The 19,181-nt window shown below is 41.2% G+C and carries 14 protein-coding genes; 10 read left to right on the plus strand and 4 right to left on the minus strand.

Features of this window, described 5'->3' with window-relative positions:
- Window positions 1-114 precede the first annotated feature (114 nt).
- The 3 genes from RS893_RS13095 to menD all read right to left on the minus strand — a co-directional run bounded on the left by RS893_RS13095 (window position 115) and on the right by menD (window position 5,102).
- Window positions 115-2,268 carry a hydantoinase/oxoprolinase family protein gene (locus RS893_RS13095; protein ID WP_315791541.1) on the minus strand — a complete coding sequence of 718 codons (2,154 nt, stop codon included), beginning with the start codon at window positions 2,266-2,268 and terminating at the stop codon, window positions 115-117.
- Window positions 2,269-2,560: 292 nt separating this feature from the next.
- Window positions 2,561-3,091, minus strand: a complete 531-nt coding sequence (locus tag RS893_RS13100; RefSeq protein WP_315791542.1) for a type II toxin-antitoxin system PemK/MazF family toxin — start codon at window positions 3,089-3,091, stop codon at window positions 2,561-2,563.
- 226 nt (window positions 3,092-3,317) lie between these two features.
- The gene (gene menD / locus RS893_RS13105; RefSeq protein ID WP_315791543.1) at window positions 3,318-5,102 is read right to left on the minus strand and encodes a 2-succinyl-5-enolpyruvyl-6-hydroxy-3-cyclohexene-1-carboxylic-acid synthase; all 1,785 of its coding nucleotides are present in this window, start codon (window positions 5,100-5,102) and stop codon (window positions 3,318-3,320) included.
- A gap of 197 nt (window positions 5,103-5,299) precedes the next feature.
- On the opposite strand from menD, the gene folB reads away from it, so the two are divergent.
- From folB to RS893_RS13145, 8 genes are all read left to right on the plus strand, one after another.
- Complete coding sequence (gene folB, locus RS893_RS13110) at window positions 5,300-5,659, plus strand: dihydroneopterin aldolase (RefSeq protein WP_315791544.1); 360 nt, start codon at window positions 5,300-5,302, stop codon at window positions 5,657-5,659.
- 620 nt (window positions 5,660-6,279) lie between these two features.
- Window positions 6,280-7,590: a diguanylate cyclase domain-containing protein gene (locus tag RS893_RS13115; RefSeq protein ID WP_315791545.1), complete on the plus strand. Its 1,311-nt coding sequence runs from the start codon at window positions 6,280-6,282 to the stop codon at window positions 7,588-7,590.
- A 272-nt stretch (window positions 7,591-7,862) separates the two neighbouring features.
- Window positions 7,863-9,146, plus strand: coding sequence for an ABC transporter substrate-binding protein (locus RS893_RS13120; RefSeq protein WP_315791546.1), 1,284 nt, complete (start codon window positions 7,863-7,865; stop codon window positions 9,144-9,146).
- Between the two features lie 183 nt (window positions 9,147-9,329).
- Entirely contained in the window at window positions 9,330-10,229 is a 900-nt protein-coding gene (locus RS893_RS13125) for a sugar ABC transporter permease (protein WP_315791547.1), read from the plus strand.
- Between the two features lie 264 nt (window positions 10,230-10,493).
- Window positions 10,494-10,616 carry a hypothetical protein gene (locus tag RS893_RS13130; RefSeq protein WP_315791548.1) on the plus strand — a complete coding sequence of 41 codons (123 nt, stop codon included), beginning with the start codon at window positions 10,494-10,496 and terminating at the stop codon, window positions 10,614-10,616.
- Window positions 10,617-11,022: 406 nt separating this feature from the next.
- Complete coding sequence (locus tag RS893_RS13135) at window positions 11,023-13,518, plus strand: CHAT domain-containing protein (RefSeq protein WP_315791549.1); 2,496 nt, start codon at window positions 11,023-11,025, stop codon at window positions 13,516-13,518.
- Window positions 13,500-14,156, plus strand: coding sequence for a tetratricopeptide repeat protein (locus RS893_RS13140; RefSeq protein WP_315791550.1), 657 nt, complete (start codon window positions 13,500-13,502; stop codon window positions 14,154-14,156). The genes RS893_RS13135 and RS893_RS13140 overlap by 19 nt, the downstream gene beginning before the upstream one ends.
- A 42-nt stretch (window positions 14,157-14,198) precedes the next feature.
- Window positions 14,199-14,807: a hypothetical protein gene (locus tag RS893_RS13145; RefSeq protein WP_315791551.1), complete on the plus strand. Its 609-nt coding sequence runs from the start codon at window positions 14,199-14,201 to the stop codon at window positions 14,805-14,807.
- A gap of 231 nt (window positions 14,808-15,038) precedes the next feature.
- Here RS893_RS13145 and glmM read toward each other — a convergent pair whose 3' ends face one another.
- Window positions 15,039-16,499 (minus strand): phosphoglucosamine mutase, encoded by a 1,461-nt coding sequence (glmM, locus tag RS893_RS13150; protein ID WP_315791552.1) that lies wholly within the window; start codon window positions 16,497-16,499, stop codon window positions 15,039-15,041.
- Window positions 16,500-17,029: 530 nt separating this feature from the next.
- Between glmM and RS893_RS13155 the strand changes: the two genes are divergently transcribed.
- Both RS893_RS13155 and cobW read left to right on the plus strand, forming a co-directional pair.
- Window positions 17,030-17,749, plus strand: a complete 720-nt coding sequence (locus tag RS893_RS13155) for a heme oxygenase (biliverdin-producing) (protein WP_315791553.1) — start codon at window positions 17,030-17,032, stop codon at window positions 17,747-17,749.
- Between the two features lie 327 nt (window positions 17,750-18,076).
- Window positions 18,077-19,123: a cobalamin biosynthesis protein CobW gene (cobW, locus tag RS893_RS13160; RefSeq protein WP_315791554.1), complete on the plus strand. Its 1,047-nt coding sequence runs from the start codon at window positions 18,077-18,079 to the stop codon at window positions 19,121-19,123.
- Window positions 19,124-19,181: the final 58 nt, after the last annotated feature.

Genomic DNA, 19,181 nt, shown 5'->3' on the forward strand with positions numbered 1-19,181 from the left:
TTTGAATTTTCGACCACAGTGCAAGGCGATGAACACAGATGGTCACAGATGGATTTTTCGTTGGTGACAACTGTGGTAATTATATGTTTGATTTGTATAAGCTTTATGTAAGGTCTAATTATTACGTTGCAAAATTAAATGATTACGTTCGGTTAAGCTTGCTTGCCATTGGGGTTCGACTACAATTGTGCTAATTTTTTCGACAATGATTGCTGGGCCGTTAATATTATCTTCTGGTTGTAAATCTTCTCGCCTATAAACAGGTGTATTATGCCATTGGTCAGCAGTAAACATCTGTACTGTTTCAACACATGTAGGTAATTCATTGAGAGGACGACTACGAGTAATTAATGGTTCTTCTGGTGTGTCCATTTTCTGAATTACTTCAACTGAAGCTGATTCGACAATTAAGGTTTTTTCTATTTGAATGAAACCATAGCGCAATTTATGTTCAACCTCAAATTCTTGCCGCATTATTGCTACATCTAAGGCAAAATCAATAGTCAAAATTGAGTTAGTTCCTTCGTATTTCAAGTTAACTTTTCGGACTATTTCTTGTTCGTTGCTTGCTTTCACCCCCCTGTGTCCCCCCTTAGTAAGGGGGGATGAAAGGGGGGTAGAAGTAAGGGGGATATCTAGTTCACTTCTGGCTTGGGTTTCTAAAAGTTGCATTAATTGTTGTAATTGCGGAATTAATGCTTGGGTTAAAGGCTTTTCTACTCCGCTTTCTCTGATTGCCCTCACATCAGCTAGTCCCATGCCATAAGCTGAAAGAACTCCGGCGTAAGGATGCAAAAATATCTTTTTCATTCCCAAAGTATCGGCGATTAAACAAGCAACTTGGCCGCCTGCACCACCAAAACAACAAAGGACATATTGAGTGACATCATAGCCTCGTTGTAAGCTGATTTTTTTAATTGCGTTTGCCATATTCTCGACGGCGATCACAATAAATCCGGCGGCTACTTGTTCGGGAGTACGGGTGTTACCTGTGGCATTTTTGATATCTTGGGCTAATTGGGTAAATTTTTGAACGACAATATCTTTATCTAAGGGTAAATTGCCGTCTGCACCAAAGACAGGGGGAAAATATTGGGGGTGAATTTTGCCTAACATGACATTAGCATCGGTGACGGCTAAGGGGCCACCACGACGGTAACAAGCAGGGCCAGGATTTGATCCCGCCGATTCTGGCCCGACACGATAACTAGAACCATCAAAAAACAAAATTGAACCGCCGCCAGCCGCAATAGTATTGATTGCTAATACCGGAACTCGCATCCGTGCGCCAGCAATTTCTGATTCTAGTTGACGTTCATATTCTCCTTTAAAGTGGGCGACATCTGTGCTTGTTCCGCCCATGTCAAAGGTAATGACTAAATCAAAACCTGCTCTTTTACTGGTTTGGACTGCGCCAACAATACCCCCAGCCGGACCACTTAAGATACTATCTTTACCTTGAAATTGTACTGCATCGGTTAAGCCGCCATCGGATTTCATAAACATTAATCTTACGCCTGGTAACTGGCTGGCTACTTGGTTAACGTAACGACGCAGAATCGGAGTTAAATATGCATCTACAACTGTTGTGTCGCCACGACTTACTAACTTCATTAAAGGACTAACTTGGTGGGATATGGATATCTGCGTAAAACCAATTTCCTGGGCAAGTTGGGCGACTTGTTGTTCATGATTAGGATAGCGATCGCCATGCATAAATACAATGGCACAACTACGAATGCCTGTGTTGTAAGCTGTTTGTAAGTCTTTTTTGACCTGTGCAATGTTGACTGGGGTTAATTCGTTACCTCTAGCATCATAGCGTTCTTCTACCTCAATCACTTGTTCATAAAGCATTGTGGGTAAAACGATATGTCGGGCGAAGATGTGGGGGCGGTTTTGGTAGCCAATTCGCAATGCATCTTTAAACCCTTTGGTAATCAGAAGAACTACGCGATCGCCATGTCTTTCTAACAGGGCATTTGTCGCAACTGTAGTTCCCATTTTTACTACTTCGATGGCTTCTTGGGGTATGGGTTGATTACGGTAAAGCCCAATGATATCGCGAATACCTTGAATAACTGCGTCTTGATATTGTTCGGGATTTTCTGAAAGTAATTTGTAAACTATAATCCATTGCTGATTGGGAAGGGGAATAATTAAAAAACGTTCTTGATGTTGTAAGAGTTTGTTTATGATTACTTGATTATCAGTAACAGCAACAATATCTGTAAATGTACCACCGCGATCGGCAAAGACTTTTAACATAGTTCGATTTTCTGTATGGTCTAGACGTAGGATAGCAGTCGGATTAAAAGTGTTTCTACTTTAAATTGTTATCTAAATCACTCGTTTTGGGCATTATAAGTTCAGCCATGAATACATAATATTGATGAGGCGCAATATCACCCTTTGAAGTAACGACCGATCAATTTTCATAATAAAGTAAAGTATTTTGGGTGAAGCAGAGTACAAATTAACATTAATTTTCTGCTTTATTAGTTTACAGCTTTACCCAAACTACATAAAAACTTTATGATTTTGGACTTTTCCCTCGTTCCTAAGCTTTTGATCTTGGTGGAGGTTCGGACGGCTTTTGAAGAATTTCAATAATTACAGTAATGACTTCATTGATTTTATCATCTTTCAGTTTCCCAATATGTCGAATAACATTACTTGTGTCAACAGTTGCAATAATGTTAGGGCGAATATAGCAAGGACTTAAGTTTAGCTTTCCAATCCTGAAGTTTTTGTCTTCTAACTTAATTTGATAATCTCTGCCTGGTTTACTAGTTATCGGACAGACAATGATATTATTACTATCTGATTCGGCAATTACCAAAGCAGGTCGTCTTTTAGTAGTAGACGAATCAGAAAAAGGAAAAGGTAATAAATCCTTCCAAGCTTCCTCTTCTTCTGGATCGAGCCAAACTCTGTTCAGTGATGACTCACTCAATTCAAGAAAATCTTTTATTATTTGAGAATCATCTATCTCGCTAGCTTGTAAATTTATAACTCTTTCAAGAGATAGTCCAGTTAGTTTTATACTAGAGCTAAATCGATACCTTCCTGTTGCAAACCTTGCTCTCATGCTTCGTGTAAAGTTTTTGGTTGAATTGCAAATTCATACATATATAGTCAGTGCGTTGCGCTTCCTTTCACTTATTGTTGTTTCTTTAAATAAAGATTTTACTTTGAGTAAACTTAAGATGTATTATTAACATAATATGCTAAATCTAGCATATTAAAAGCATAAGTTCTTCAATAAAACCAGGTGAGTGGGTTGGACACTCGCTTGATGATTTGAGAGACCTCTTTCAAATTAGGAATTTGGCAAATTTACCTAAATTTTCCTGACGCCACTTAGCGTCTAGTTTGCGATTTGTTCGCAACTCTAACACTCGTATGCCACTGGTAGGTAGAGGGTTTAATTTTGTTTGCAATTGTTCCCAGGCATTAATTAATTCATATTGCACGCCATAGGTAGCACACAATTGGAAAAAATCTATATCTTGTGGTGTGGTAAAAAATTCTTCAAATGGTGGTTCAAACTGAGCAATAGGTAACATTTCAAAGATGCCACCACCATTGTTGTTAACTAACACAATTGTTAGATGTCCAACAAATTTATTTCTGATTAAAAAGCCATTTGTATCATGTAATAGTGCTAAATCTCCAGTTAACATGACACTGCTTTGATGACGATGGGCAATTCCCAAAGCGGTAGATAATGTCCCATCTATACCGTTTGCACCCCGATTAAAGAAGGGTCGTATACCAGAATGGTTGGGTTGCCAAAAATATTCTACATCTCGCACAGGCATACTATTGGCAATAAATAAAGGTGTTTCTGGCGGTAGATTTTGAGAAAGTAACCAAGCAATTTTACTTTCTAATAAATCGTCTATTTCCTTAAAGGTATGATCAATATTTGTTCTGACTTGTGCTTCGACTTGATGCCATAGTTGCAAGTAAGAGGGTGGGGTGGTGGGGTAATAGGGTGATAGGGAGAGTTCACCCTCTTGTTTGCTGACTAATTCTTCTACATTTACCCGTAGATGAATTGTCTGACTGTGGAGAGGATCAAGATTTTGATCACTGGGGTCAATTACCCAACGTCTTGCAGCAGTGGATTTTAGCCAGTTACGCAGTACTGGACTGGTGGGCATTTCACCAATTTGAATTACTATTTCTGGTGTCAGCTGTTTTGCTAGTTGCTGATTCCGCAATATCAGGTCATAAGTAGAGATAATGTGAGGATTGATATTAGCATGATTTCTCACAGGAGATAATCCTTCAGCTAAGACTGGAAATTGCAAGGTTTGGGCAAGTTGGGCGATCGCTTGACAGTATTCCTGTCGCTGTTGTGGTTGGGAAACTCCAGCTATAATTATTCCTCGTTCAGAGTTGTGCCAATCGTCAAGGGAAACAGATAGGGTGATTGGGAGATGGGGTGGTGGGGAGAATTTCGTAACGTGAGCAAAAAATTCTTCTGGATTAAATTGTGATTTTAGAGACGCAAAATTTTGCGTCTCTACATTTGCGTCAGGAATAGGTGCGAGGGGGTCGCGAAAGGGTATATTTAGGTGTATGGGGCCAGCGACAGGGTAGAGCGATCGCTCCCAAGCATAAACCATTGTTTGCCGTAGATAAGCTAGCATCCCCATCTCTGCTACAGGTACAGCTAACTCTGTTTGCCAGTTGGGGTAACTGCCATATAATTTCAACTGGTCTATGGTTTGTCCAGAATGACAATCCCGCAATTCTGGTGGTCTATCGGCGGTTAAAACTAGCAGTGGTACACGAGTTTGTTTCGCTTCAATTACTGCTGGGTAAAAATTTGCTCCCGCCGTCCCTGAGGTACAAACTATAGCTGTGGGTAATCCTGTGATTTTTGCCCTTCCTAAGGCAAAAAAAGCTGCGGAACGTTCATCCAGAATGGAAATAACATCAATTTCTGGTGTTTGTTGAGCAAAAGCAACCGCTAATGGTGTGGAACGGGAACCAGGACAAATGATAGCAGTTGTTAACCCCAAGTGCTTCAACGTTTGTGTCAATACGGAAGCCCAAACTTCATTTATGTTTCTAAAACCAATTGACATGGATTTTTGTGAAATAGGGGATGGGAGACAAAGGAGACGACTTGGAGGACAAGGGAGACGGGAGAGTGGTAGGGAGTGTAGGGAGTAGAGGAATAACAACTAACTACTAACTATTGACCATTGACCATTTACTATCAACAAACAATATATGACTTGCTTTACAATCCTATAGGCAAAATTCGCTCTTTTATTTTTATATGGACTGCATTGATGTAACGGGAATTCGTACCTATGGCTACACTGGCTATCTACCAGAGGAACAGGTGCTAGGACAGTGGTTTGAGGTAGATGTGAAGTTATGGTTGGATCTCAAATCAGCAGGCAAAACTGATGCGATCGCAGATACTGTTGACTACCGTCGAGTTATTAATTTAGTGCAACATCTGATCAAAACATCAAAGTTCGCTTTGATTGAACGACTCGTAGCTGTAATTGCAGATTCTATTTTGCAAGAGTGCGATCGTCTCACACAAGTTCAAGTCACTCTCAGTAAACTTGCTGCACCCATCCCAGACTTCGGTGGCAAAATCAGCATTTGTGTAACTAGAAGCAGGTAATGGGGGAGATGGGGAACTCGGGGGCCCCACTCCCCCAAGGGAGTGGGGATTAGGGGCAGTAGGGGGAGTATGAGGGGTGTGTAGACGCGTAGCGGCTTAAGGTAAGGGTGGAGTGTGAGGGGACAAGGAGTGTGAGGGGACAAGCAGGACAAGGGAGATGAGATGATTGACCATATCTCACCGAGAATAACCAATGACCAATGACCACTAAGAACTAACAGCTAACTATTAGTTATTAATATAAATATCATAAGACAATACTTATACAAAAAATACTTATTAACATACCTCCCTAATAAACTGTAATTAAGTTGGGGAACTGGATGTTTTAAATTTGATAAATAGAAGAAATGTGCTATACACTGCCAATAGTTATCAAGCTTATCTAAAAATTTTTAAACAACATTATATTAACTTGATATTAAACAGTCCAATTAGTTTTAATTGGTTAATTAAGAGTTAAAAAATAGACAATTTTCTAAAAAACAGCAGCAGGTAGCGATTAATTTAGTTAAGTAAGACACAGTAGGACAAGGGATTTATTATGATAGGATTACGGTCTTCTAAACTTAACTAACATCGACAACACAATTCGCTCCTATAGAACTGGTAATTTTAGTATGGTCGCTCCAAAAATCCTAGTTATTGAGGATGAAGAAATCCTTGCTGTGGATATTAGAAATACTTTACACAAGTTAGGATATGAGGTTTATAAAATCACTGATTTTGGAGAAAATGCCATACAAAATATAGTAGAAATCAGTCCCAACTTAGTGTTAATTGATATTGGTTCAATAGGAAAATTAGATTGTGTAGAAGTAATAGATACTATTAAAATTAATTTCACAATACCAGTCTTATATTTAACAGACAATTCAGGACTTACAACTTTTAATCATAATTCCTTAGAAGAGCCTTTTAGCTATATTATTAAACCCTTTACTGAGAAAGAATTATATAATGCAGTCGAAATGGCTCTTTATAAAGATAAAATTCAAAAGCAATTACAACAGGAAAATCAAAAACTACTGACAGTTATTAATAGTATGGGCTGTGCAGTAGTGATGACAGATATAAATTCTTGCATCCAAATGATAAACCCAATAGCAGAAGTACTGACTGGTTGGCAGCAAAAAGAAGCGTTGGGGAAATTTTGGAGAGATGTTTTAAATTTAGTTGACAAAGACACTGGAGAAGAGATTGTTCATATAGTAACGCAAGCAATGGAAACAGGTGTAGTTTTGCAACTACCAGAAAACTGTCTTCTCATAACCAGAGATGGAAAAAAAATACCGATTGGAGATACTGTTGCACCAATTCGTGATCATATGGGTAGGATTGCAGGCGCTGTGATAGTTTTTCAAGACATTACTCAACGCAAGCAACAGGAAGCACAACTAATTCGCAATGCCTTCTATGATGGACTAACAGCACTACCTAACCGAGTGTTATTTCTGGATAGGCTAAAACAAGCATCAGAACGTAGTAAAAGACGCTTCAATTATCATTTTGCAGTTTTATTTTTAGATTTAGATAGTTTTAAAATAATTAACGATCGCTTTGGGCATAGCATGGGTGATGATTTATTAGTAGCGATCGCTCGACGCTTGGAGTCATGTTTGCGTAGTGGTGACACTGTCGCTAGATTTGGGGGAGATGAATTTGCAGTGTTGTTAGAGGATATCAAAGATGTTAGCGATGCTATTAATATTGCCAAACGTATTCAAGAAACTTTAAGTTTACCCCTGCACCTCAACGGATATGAAATATCAACAACAGCTAGCATCGGGATTGCTTTAAGTAGTAGTGGTTATGAAGAACCAACAAATATATTGCGAGATGCAGATACAGCAATGTATCGTGCCAAGGTAAAAGGAAAGGCTAATTATATTATTTTTGATAAAAGTTTTATAGATAAAATTACAGATTAAGTTTGATATGGATTAAAGCGGTGACAACAGCATTTTTTTATCGAACACCGATAAACACCGATGATTTATCTGTGTGCATCTGTGTGCATCTGTGTTCGTTATTTCTCGACTTTTGTTGTGGCTGCAATTCTGATTCATAACAAAAATAATATTTCCTAAATAATAAATAAAGTTACATTATTTGAACATTTTCTAAAAACTACTTAATATTCCGTCAAATCACCTACTTTTTCAGAGTAAAGTGAATATTTACCCGTCAGCCAGCAAAGCTAATGGTAAAAGTCCTAGCAAAATTGAAATTTTCAATAGTAATTTTTGTTGTGGTGTTGTTGGGTATTATTTATATATCTGTTCCGCCAGCCCATACCCAACAACCAGTAGTCCTCAATTTGTTGATGACAGCCCCTGATGCTCAACCTTGGAAAGAGGGTATCATCAAAGACTTCGAGAGTAAAAATCCTGGTATTCGCATCAATATCATTGAAGGGCCAAACGCTACGAATTTACTTGAAGATTTGTACACATCAGCGTTTATTTTAGGTGATTCTCCCTATGACCTGATTAATATGGATGTCATTTGGACGCCTAAATTTGCTGCGGCTGGGTGGCTGTTAGATTTAACAGATAAGGTTACAGAATCGGAATTAGCAGCTTTTTCACCCAAGGATGTAGAAGGTGGACGTTACAAAGGTAGATTGTATCGAATTCCCATGCGGAGTGATGTGGGAATGCTTTACTACCGGGAAGATTTACTTAAACAAGCGGGGTTTAATCCACCAGAAACTTTTACAGATTTAATCAAGATTTCCCAAGCTTTAAAACAGCAAGACAAAATAAATTGGGGTTATCTTTGGCAAGGTCGCCAATATGAAGGATTAGCGGCGATGTTTGTCGAAATTCTGGAAGGTTTCGGGGGATTTTGGGTAAATCCTAACACCCTAGAAGTAGGATTAGATAAACCAGAAACCTTAAAAGCGATCGCTTTTCTCAAACAGACAATTGCAACAGGTATTTCTCCTCCTGGTGTCACAACATACCAAGAAGAAGAAACTAGACGCATTTTTCAGAGTGGACAAGCGGCTTTTTTACGCAGTTGGCCCTATGTTTGGCCCCTAGCTAATGCCAAGGATTCCCCCATTAAAGGTAAAATTGCCATCAAACCAATGGTTAGTGCCTCTGGTGAAAGTTCAGGGGCTTGCTTAGGTGGATGGGGTTTGGGAATTTCTAAAACGACCAAACATCCTCAAGAAGCTTGGAAAGCAATTCAATACTTTACCAGCGAAGAAGCACAGCGTCGATTTGTTCTCCAAGCTGGTTTTGTACCTAGCAGGCGTTCATTATTTACAGATCCACAAATCGTCGCCACCTATCCCCACTATCCTCAGTTACTAGAAGTAGTGGAACAAGCTGTTTTGCGTCCGCCCATCGCCCAATATGCCCAAACATCAGATATTTTGCAACGTTACCTGAGTGCAGCATTAACAAATCGCATGTCTCCAGAAGTAGCCATGAAAGCAGCAGCGCAGGAGACAAGGCGGTTGTTGGGGGATGTGTGAGGAGATGGGGAGGTGGGGAGATGGGGAGTAATGTAGAGACGCGATTCATCGCGTCTGGGAGTGTGGTGAGTGTGGGAAGACAAGGAGGACAAGGAAGAAATTACCTGTTCCCTGTTAAGAGTTCCCTCTTACCAATGACGAATGACCAATGAGAAATGACAAATAACCAATGACAATTGACTAATGACCAATTTAAGTACAATTCGTAGTCGAGAACAGAGGACGGCGTGGCTTTTCTTGTTGCCTGCGCTGTTGTTGTTGTTGTTAGTATTTGGTTATCCAATTCTGCGGGCTTTTTGGTTGAGTTTGTTTGCTAAGAATTTGGGGACTCAACTACAAGCTAATTTTGCTGGTTTGGATAATTATGTGCGGATGGCTGGAGATGGGCGTTTTTGGCAAAGTTTCTGGATTTCATCTGTATTTACAACCGCATCAGTGATTTTGGAATTACTGTTGGGGTTGGGAATCGCCCTAATTCTCAACCAACGATTTTTTGGACGAGGTACAGTACGAACTGTTGCTATCATACCTTGGGCTTTGCCTACTGCTTTGATTGGTTTAGCGTGGGCGTGGATTTTTAATGATCAATTCGGGGTGGTGAATGATATTTTGCTCAGGTTGGGTGTAATTCAAACTGGTATAAATTGGCTGGGAGAACCAACCTTAGCGATGATTGCAGTCGTGTTTGCAGATGTGTGGAAAACAACGCCATTTATTAGTATTTTGCTGCTGGCTGGATTGCAGTCAATTTCCTCCGATTTGTACGAAGCCCATGCCATTGATGGGGCTAGACCTTGGCAAAGTTTCTATCAAATTACCTTACCATTGTTGATGCCGCAAATTTTGATTGCGATGCTGTTTCGGTTTGCCCAAGCTTTTGGGATTTTTGATTTAATTGCTGTGATGACAGGCGGCGGGCCTGGCGGTGCTACGGAAGTTGTATCTTTATATATCTACTCAACAATCATGCGCTACTTGGATTTTGGTTACGGGGCGGCGCTAGTGGTAGTGACATTTTTATTATTAGTTGCAGCTGTGGCGATCGCAAGTTGGTTGTTGAGGAAATCTCGTTTAACGGTGTAGAGGAAATTAGTTGCGATCGCACTTTGTTTTTAAAACGCAGAGGATCACAAAGGAGGGCGCAAAGGGGAGGCAGCGCGTTGCGGGGGTTCCCCCCGTTGTAGCGACTGCCGTCGCGCAGAGTTTTGCTATGAATTTATGCAATTTTGTACTTAGTTTGTAGTAAATCTTAAGTAGGGTGTATTATTTTATATCTTGCACCAACTTTTCGTCCCGCCTCGGAATTTATTCCGAGGCGGGATATGGGGTAGGTGCAAGATGTAAGTTATGGCTTTGCTATCACGCACCGCCGATAACATGGTGCGTGATATAGCTCAAATCATGTTTTTCATGAAAAATGATATTAAAATACGCGCCACTACAGTGATTTTATTTTTACTTGTGGTTTGAAACAAAAAACTTCAAGTTTGAAATGAGAAACTTGTGGTTTAAAACAAAAAACTTTAAGTTTGGAACGAGAAACTTGTGGTTTGAAATGAAAAACTTCGAGTTTTAAATGAGAAACTTGTAGTTTGAAACAAAAAACTTCAAGTTTAAAATGAGAAGCTTGTGGTTTAAAACAAAAAACTTGTAGTTTGAAACAAGAAACTTCACCCTCAGAACATCAAACTTGGGCATCAAAAGGTCAAACTTGAGGATTTAAACCTCAAAACTAACTCATAAAAAACCACTAACAACTAATGTACAGATGCGATTAATCGCGTCTGTACTCATTAACTACTGACAAAGTTTTGATTCCGAAATACAGTGATTATACTGAGAATAAATAAGATAGCAATCTTAAATTAGTCTAGTTATGTCCCTCACTTTCAGCTTTGTTCTTAGTCAAAATCAGACATTTGAATTACGTTGTGATTATGGTTCGCGGCGTTTGGATAGTGTAGAGTTGAGGGCGCTGATTGAAGTATGTGAAAAAAATTACTATCCGCGACAAAAAGATAGTATATCCGAACTCATCCAATTAGGACGACGGCTTTATCACTGGCTAGATGGTAAGGAAGGGTGGCTAAGAAGGGCGTTAGATGAAGCTGATGAGGGGACGATTTATTTAGATTTGATGCAAACTAGCGAGGCGCAAGGATTAAACCCACAAACAGAACGGATGGCGTTAGGACTGGCGCATTTACCTTGGGAATTGCTACACGATGGGACGGTCTTTTTACTGACTCGACAAGATATAGCTGTCTTACCAGTGCGTTCTATGCAGCAACGCAACACCCAAATTATTGGTGTGCAAAATCGCCCTTTGCGGTTGCTGTTTATGGCAACTGCACCGGAATACCCCAGAGTTGCTACGCTGGAATTTGAACGGGAAGAAGCTAATATTCTCCAAGCAACCAAGGATCAACCATTGGCATTGATTGTTGAGGAAAGTGGATCGGTTGAAGAGTTGAAAAATCTGGTTGCATCCTACAAGCAAGATTATTTTGATGTCTTCCACATCACGGGACACGGCTTAATTTATACCAATAAAGACTACAGCTTTTTGCTGCGCCCAGGACAAAGAATTGCAGATCATACCCCCTGCTTGATTACTGAAGATGAGGTGGGGAATGTACAACTTACTACTGTAAGTGATCTTGCCAAAGCCTTTCGAGGACGTTGGCCGAGGGTGATTTTTCTCTCTGGTTGTCATACGGGAGAAGTTGCAAACAAAGGGACAGTACCTTCAATGGCGCAACAATTGGTGAAGGCGGGGGCGGGTATTGTTTTGGGTTGGGCGCGTCCGGTGTACGATCGCACGGGTATTATTACAGCAAAGGCGTTGTATCAAGCTTTGGCGACGGGGGCGACGGTAGAGGAGGCGGTGAAAGCAGCCCAGCAAGAGATGATTGCTGAAAAATGCAGCGATTGGCACTTATTGCGGATTTACCGAGATACGCGCCCGATTCAGGAGTTAGTAACACCCTTGAGAACCAAGGGAAGAGAAAGGCTGGTGTTTACACCGCCAGAACAAGAATTTTTGGACGAGAATAATATAGTTAAAGTCGTCAGTCGTTTAGAATTTGTCGGACGCAGGCGGTCTTTGCAAAGATGTTTACGGGCGTTGCGGGAAACTAGCGACAACATCGGTGTGTTTATTGCGGGAATGGGAGGACTGGGTAAGAGTACTTTGGCGGCGCGACTGTGTACGAGAGTCAGAAGCCAGCGCCCAGAGTTTCAGCAGGTGGTGTTGATTGGGGTTGTGGATGAGGTAGGGTTGTTAAATAAGCTTTCGAGTAAGTATGAACGGTTTGCTGATGTTCCCGCACTCCTCAACGAACCAAAGGTTTCTCTTAAGGGAAGATTACAAAACTTTTTTGAGGCGATCAAAAACGAACACAATCAGCCTTTGCTGTTAGTGTTGGATGACTTTGAGCAAAACATCCCCAAAAGTAACATTGAAAATGGCTCATTGCGGATGACGGCAGAAGCCTACCGCATTTTAGAAGCGATTTGTGCAGCGCTGGTAGAAAATAATGCTGTAAGTCGGTTGATTGTTACCTGTCGCTATTTGCAAACGGACACTTTACCACCCCATCGCCTGCATTTAGAATCTTTGGCAGCGATGAGTAAAAGCGATATTGATAAAATCTGCCGTCCGTTAGATAAAGAAATTCAGCAACAGCCCATCACGCAACGAGTTATTAAAATTGCTGATGGTAATCCCCGCTTGTTGAAATGGCTATTAGAAATCATTCAGCAACCAAGTTTAGAATCAGATGTGCTATTGACTCGTTTAGAAGCGACTGAGCAAAAGTTCCGCGAGAATATTTTGGCACAGACTTTACTGGATGCTTTGGCAGTGGAAGAGAAAAAGTTTCTCGCGCGGTTGAGTGTGTTTCAATTGCCGATGACAGAGGAAATTATTAGCGCTGTTGAACAGAACCTCACCCCCTCCCCTCTCCTTACCAAGGAGAGGGGTGCCGAAGGCGGGGTGAGGTTTCCCCCTGGTAAGGAGAGGGGTGCCGAAGGCGGGGTGAGGTTTCCCCCTGGTAAGGAGAGGGGTGCCGAAGGCGGGGTGAGGTTTCCCCCTGGTAAGGAGAGGGGTGCCGAAGGCGGGGTGAGGTTTCCCCCTAGTAAGGAGAGGGGTGCCGAAGGCGGGGTGAGGTTTCCCCCTAGTAAGGAGAGGGGTGCCGAAGGCGGGGTGAGGTTTCCCCCTAGTAAGGAGAGGGGTGCCGAAAGCGGGGTGAGGTTATCGCTAAATAAACTCACCAGCCTCAGCCTAATCGAATCTGCCACGACTCACCCCAGCCAAACACCCACCTATCGCGTCACCACGATTTTAGAACCATGTTGGAGCAGGTATTAAATCAAGTAGAGTGGCAAACAACTAGACAACAAGCCGTCAGGAAAATCTATCAAGTCTGGTGGGAGGAAGTTGACAACTATATAGAAGAACAAGCACTAGAAATCGTCCGTTTGGGATTACTGGCCAAAGAGAAAGAAATAGCCGTCAGCGTTGGTGACATAATCGTTAACCACTGGGTGAACAGTTCCCGGTTTTTGGAAGCATTAAAACTATGTCAGCAAATTCTGGCAGTATATGAAGACTACCGCATCTTGGGAGCTATTGCTCGTGCTGAAAAGGTTTTAGGTTTAGTGGAAGATGCTGCTAACCACTATCAGCAAGCTTTAGAACTTTGTCCTGAAGATGATTTTGAGATAAAAGCTTCTATCGTTCACAACATGGCAGGGTTATTTGCCCAAAAAGGAGATATCAATCGGGCAATCACCCTTTACGAAAAATCTTTGCAAATCACAAACAGCACCAACGATATAGGTGGTAAAGCTGCCAATCTCCATGAAATGGCAAGATTATTTGCCCAACAGGGAGATGTCACCAAAGCGATCGCACTCTACAAACAATCTTTGCAAATCAATCAAAGCATCAATAATTTTCGTGGCAAAGCTGCTACCCTCAACCAACTGGCATATTTAATTGCCTAACAGGGAGAAATCCAACAAGCGTTAGCACTCTACGAACAATCTTTGCAAATCAAAGAGAGTATCAACGATGTGGGTGGTAAAGCTGCTACCCTCCACAACATGGCTTACTTGGCTGGTGAAACAGGAGATAAGGCTAGACAATTAGATTTATATTTACAAGCTGCTTCCGCACTTGCCCAAATTCGCGCTTATGTTGACTTGGTAAGAGTTCTAAGTAATTTAGGCGTAGCAGATGCAAGCAAAAATTTGGTTTACTTCGCTCAAGCAATGTGGCTGACGCTGAGAATTCAAGCACCCTTAGCAAGTACAATCTATCTCATCCGAGCTTTGTATAATGCCGTGCCCCAAGGTGACGAATTACAAGCTTTGCTAGGAGTAACTGCGATGTTTTTCTGTAAGCACAGAGGTAAAGGACATCCGCAGTTAAAAGAACTCCAGGATATAAGTTGGAAGATGATAGCAGAGGCGGCAGCTAGACAAGGAATAGAGACGCCAGAAGCATTTAAGACTTGGTTTACTCAGCAACGCCTCAATGATCCAGAGTATTTCCTCCCGCGACTCAATCAACGCTTGGAGGAGATTGTCGGCGATGGGTGGCTATTTGATCAGTTATCAGTTAATACCAATTTGAAAAAACAATGCGACAAATAAACCATATTGTAGAGACGCGATTTATCGCGTCTTCGTCTTGAACCAAGAATATGGCGCAATCATAAATTGAATTGGTATAACGTGCATAAATTGAATTGGTATAACGTGAGTTCGATAGATTTCATGAACCCAACATCCCACCCTGCAATAAATTGCGGGCGAGTTGATTGCTTAGTCTGATAATATTTATCGAACTCACGTTAACTGATAACTGATAACTGTTCACTTAATTTAACCCAGATATTTCTGCACTTGCAGTACTAATTCATTTGTCCAGTAATTAGCCAGATCGGCTGCTTGAGCTTCCACCATGACTCGGATGACTGGTTCTGTACCAGAAGCACGAACTAAAATTCTCCCAGTATCACCCATCGCGGCTTCAGCACGAGCGATCGCTTCTTGCAGAGGTTGACACTCTTGCCACGCCATGCGTTTGTGACGATCTTCTACTCGTACATTCCGCAATAGCTGGGGATAGGTATGAAAGCTTTGATCTACCATTTCTGCCAGAGAAGCACCCGCCTGCTTTACCAAGGCTGCTACGTGTAAAGCTGTGAGTAATCCGTCTCCTGTAATGCCGTAGTGCCGACATAAAATATGCCCAGATTGTTCTCCGCCCAGCATACCGCCAGTTTTCTGCATTTCTGCTTGCACGTATTGATCGCCTACTGGTGTACGGATGAGTTTACCACCGCTTTGCTGCCAGGCTCTTTCAAAGCCCAAGTTTGCCATGACGGTGGAGACAATTAAGTTATCTGGCAATGCTTGCTTTTGCTGGAGGTGGTATCCCCACAAATAAAGAATGTAATCACCGTTGACTTGCCGTCCACTATTATCTACGGCTAACACGCGATCGGCATCCCCATCAAAGGCAAAACCCAGATCAGCGTTGTGTTCCCTAACTGCTGCTTGCAAAATATCGAGGTGAGTGGAACCGCAGTTGACATTGATGCGATCGCCATCCGGTTGATGATGCAAACAGATAACTTCTGCCCCCATCGATTCAAATACCGATGGCGCTAACCCAACTGCTGCTCCCCAAGCCAAGTCTAAAACTATTTTCATGCCTTGGAGATTAACAGTTTCCAAAGGCTGTGTTAACGCATTTGCATAACTTCCTACCAACTCCGGGCGTGAGTAATGTCTACCACAATTGCTAATACTAGCTGATGCTGTCAGACCACGCAGTCCAGCTTCAATTTCTGCCTGCAAAGCTTGCGGTAACTTCAAACCATCAGCACCGAAAATTTTAATCCCGTTATCTTCTGGTGGGTTGTGGCTAGCAGAAATCATTACCCCACCAATGGCATCACTCATACTGGTAAGATAAGCGACGCAGGGAGTGGGACATAAGCCCAAATACCAAACTTCTAGTCCTGCTGCTGTTAACCCTGCACTCAAGGCCATAGCCAACATATCACTGGAGTTTCTTGAGTCCTGCCCGACAATTACTGATCCTGACTCAGCAGCACAAGATCGTAATACAGTACCTGCCCAATAACCAATTTGCAATGCTAGAGGCGCACTCAGTAATTCCCCTACTCGCCCACGAATACCGTCTGTGCCAAACAAGGAAGTTATGGGTAATGAGATACTATTGGGTGCAAGGCTACCCTCAATAACTTTCTGCAATTTATCAGGTTCAGAAGCAGAACCACCAAAGCCTTGAGTCCGAGTTATAGATGAGACCATAAGTAGAAACACTCCACACAGACACACAGAAGATTTATGATTAATCCCCTATGAATTAGGTTTTACCACGATATCTGATTTGTTTTCTTTTTACAGATTTATTTATTCTTCAGCTCTCATTTAAGCAGAAATACTTAATAATTATGTGAAGCTTTTGTAAAAATAATCTCAAAAAGATAATTTATTTTAGTGGTTGGTTGTTAGGTAGAGACGCGATGTTCCTCGCGTCTGTACATTAGTAGTTAATGGTTGGTGGATGGTGGGCATTAGGCATTGGTTATTCTTCGCGTCCCCGTGTCTCCCCATCTCCTCAATGCCCTATACTTAACAGATTTTAATTTATTTTCACAATTCATAAACATACCTCTATCCCTGTGACTGTCGTTGCTGTGTTACACAATACAAAGTCTTGACACTTAAAAAATATTAATAGAAATTCTCATCAAATAGCTTTACTGTAACGTTTTAGTGGCTTTTGTAGCCGTTCTAAAAAAGGCAGCTATTTACCTTTTAAATTTGAGAAATTTAGCATGAGCAGTAATTTAGCAACTAAATTGCGTGTAGGCACCAAAAAAGCCCACACAATGGCAGAAAACGTTGGTTTTGTCAAGTGTTTTTTAAAAGGAGTTGTAGAGAAAAACTCTTACCGCAAACTGGTTGCCAACCTCTACTTCGTGTATTCTGCGATGGAAGAGGAAATGGAAAAGCACAAAGATCACCCGATTGTTTCCAAGATTAACTTTCAAGAGCTATACAGACAACGTAGCTTGGAAACAGACCTGACTTATTACTACGGTAATAACTGGCGAGAGCAAATCCAACTATCCCCAGCCGGAGAAGCTTACGTCCAGCGTATCCAGGAAGTCTCTGAAAAAGAACCAGAATTGTTAGTTGCCCATTCTTACACCCGTTATCTGGGTGACTTGTCTGGAGGACAAATTCTCAAAGGAATTGCCCAAACAGCAATGAACCTGAATGGTGATGGCGTCGCCTTCTATGAATTTGCAGATATTGACGACGAAAAAGCATTCAAAAACAAATATCGTCAAGCTTTAGACGAACTCCCCATTGATGAAGCTACAGCCGATCGCATTGTTGAAGAAGCAAACGACGCTTTTGGTATGAACATGAAGATGTTCAACGAATTAGAAGGTAATTTGATTAAAGCGATCGGGCAAATGCTTTACAATACCCTTACCCGTCGTCGGACTCGCGGTAGTACTGAAACCGGACTCGCTACAGCCGAGTAAAAACTGTAAAAATTTTGGCTTTTGGATTCTGGATTGTAGAAACCAATAATTAGTTGCCAATCTAAAACCAGATAGTAATAATCTCGAATAAAACATCTTAGGGGTAGTAACCTTGAGTTTACCTATAGCAGGCATGGGTAAGCGCAAGGAGACTACCCCTAAAACAATTAAAAATTAAAAATTGGGAGAAGAATAGTAGAGTTTCGGCTTAAAATAACAGAGGTTTATTTTCACACTAAACTAAGTCCAGTATTTAGCAACATAATATAGTTACAAGTTAAGTACTGAAAATTACTTATTTTTAAAACTAGAAAAATTAATTCCAGCATGGCTACAAAAATTCCTGTCACTGTCATCACTGGCTTTTTAGGAAGTGGTAAAACAACTTTAATTCGCCACTTGTTACAAAATAATCAAGGACGACGCATTGCTGTTCTCGTCAATGAATTTGGTGAACTTGGTATAGATGGCGAACTATTGAAATCCTGTCAAATTTGCCCAGAGGATAGTGAGAGTGAAGATAATATTTTTGAATTAACTAACGGTTGCTTGTGCTGTACAGTCCAGGAAGAATTTTTACCCACAATGCAACAGTTACTCAAGCGACGCGATCGCATCGATTGTATTTTGATCGAAACCTCTGGTTTAGCATTACCAAAACCATTAGTAAAAGCATTTCGCTGGCCAGAAATTCGTTCTGGTGCTACAGTTGATGCTGTAATTACCGTTGTCGATTGTGCAGCAGTTGCAGCTGGAACCTTTGCCAGTAACCCAGAAGCAGTAGAAGCACAAAGGCAAGCAGATGATAGTTTAGAACATGAAACACCCTTACAAGAATTATTTGAAGATCAACTTGCTTGTGCAGACTTAGTGATTTTAAATAAAACTGATTTAATCGACCCAGAAACAAAAGCAAAAGTTGAGGATTTAGTTAAACAAGAATTACCTAGAGTCGTTAAGATAGTAGAAAGTGATCAAGGCCAACTCGACCCATCTATATTATTAGGATTTCAAGCCGCAGTTGAAGAAAACTTAGATACTCGTCCTAGTCACCACGACACCGAAGAAGATCACGATCACGACGAAGAAATCACAGCAACTCACTTAATTTTAGACCGTGATTTTGACCCGCAAATACTGCAAAAACAATTGCAAATTCTTACCCAACAACAAGAAATTTACCGGATTAAAGGCTTTGTTGCAGTACCCAACAAACCCATGCGTTTAGTCATGCAAGGCGTGGGAACACGTTTTGAACAATTTTATGATCGCCCCTGGCAACCAGATGAAGTCAAGCAAACCCAACTAGTCTTTATTGGCCGCAAACTGAATCGGACTGAAATTGCAGCGCAGTTAGAAGCAAGTTTGTGTTAATTTCTTGCCTCATCCTCATCACAAGCCCAGTGGATTACAGGGCAGATCATTCGTTCAC

The organism is Fischerella sp. JS2 (genome assembly GCF_032393985.1).
Lineage (GTDB): Bacteria > Cyanobacteriota > Cyanobacteriia > Cyanobacteriales > Nostocaceae > Fischerella.

Coding starts and splice junctions, on each gene's coding strand:
- RS893_RS13095 (WP_315791541.1), bottom strand. CDS start 2,268: ATGTTAAAAGTCTTTGCCGATCGCGGTGGTACATTTACAGATATTGTT.
- RS893_RS13100 (WP_315791542.1), bottom strand. CDS start 3,091: ATGAGAGCAAGGTTTGCAACAGGAAGGTATCGATTTAGCTCTAGTATA.
- menD (WP_315791543.1), bottom strand. CDS start 5,102: ATGTCAATTGGTTTTAGAAACATAAATGAAGTTTGGGCTTCCGTATTG.
- folB (WP_315791544.1), top strand. CDS start 5,300: ATGGACTGCATTGATGTAACGGGAATTCGTACCTATGGCTACACTGGC.
- RS893_RS13115 (WP_315791545.1), top strand. CDS start 6,280: ATGGTCGCTCCAAAAATCCTAGTTATTGAGGATGAAGAAATCCTTGCT.
- RS893_RS13120 (WP_315791546.1), top strand. CDS start 7,863: ATGGTAAAAGTCCTAGCAAAATTGAAATTTTCAATAGTAATTTTTGTT.
- RS893_RS13125 (WP_315791547.1), top strand. CDS start 9,330: ATGACCAATTTAAGTACAATTCGTAGTCGAGAACAGAGGACGGCGTGG.
- RS893_RS13130 (WP_315791548.1), top strand. CDS start 10,494: ATGGCTTTGCTATCACGCACCGCCGATAACATGGTGCGTGATATAGCT.
- RS893_RS13135 (WP_315791549.1), top strand. CDS start 11,023: ATGTCCCTCACTTTCAGCTTTGTTCTTAGTCAAAATCAGACATTTGAA.
- RS893_RS13140 (WP_315791550.1), top strand. CDS start 13,500: ATGTTGGAGCAGGTATTAAATCAAGTAGAGTGGCAAACAACTAGACAA.
- glmM (WP_315791552.1), bottom strand. CDS start 16,499: ATGGTCTCATCTATAACTCGGACTCAAGGCTTTGGTGGTTCTGCTTCT.
- RS893_RS13155 (WP_315791553.1), top strand. CDS start 17,030: ATGAGCAGTAATTTAGCAACTAAATTGCGTGTAGGCACCAAAAAAGCC.
- cobW (WP_315791554.1), top strand. CDS start 18,077: ATGGCTACAAAAATTCCTGTCACTGTCATCACTGGCTTTTTAGGAAGT.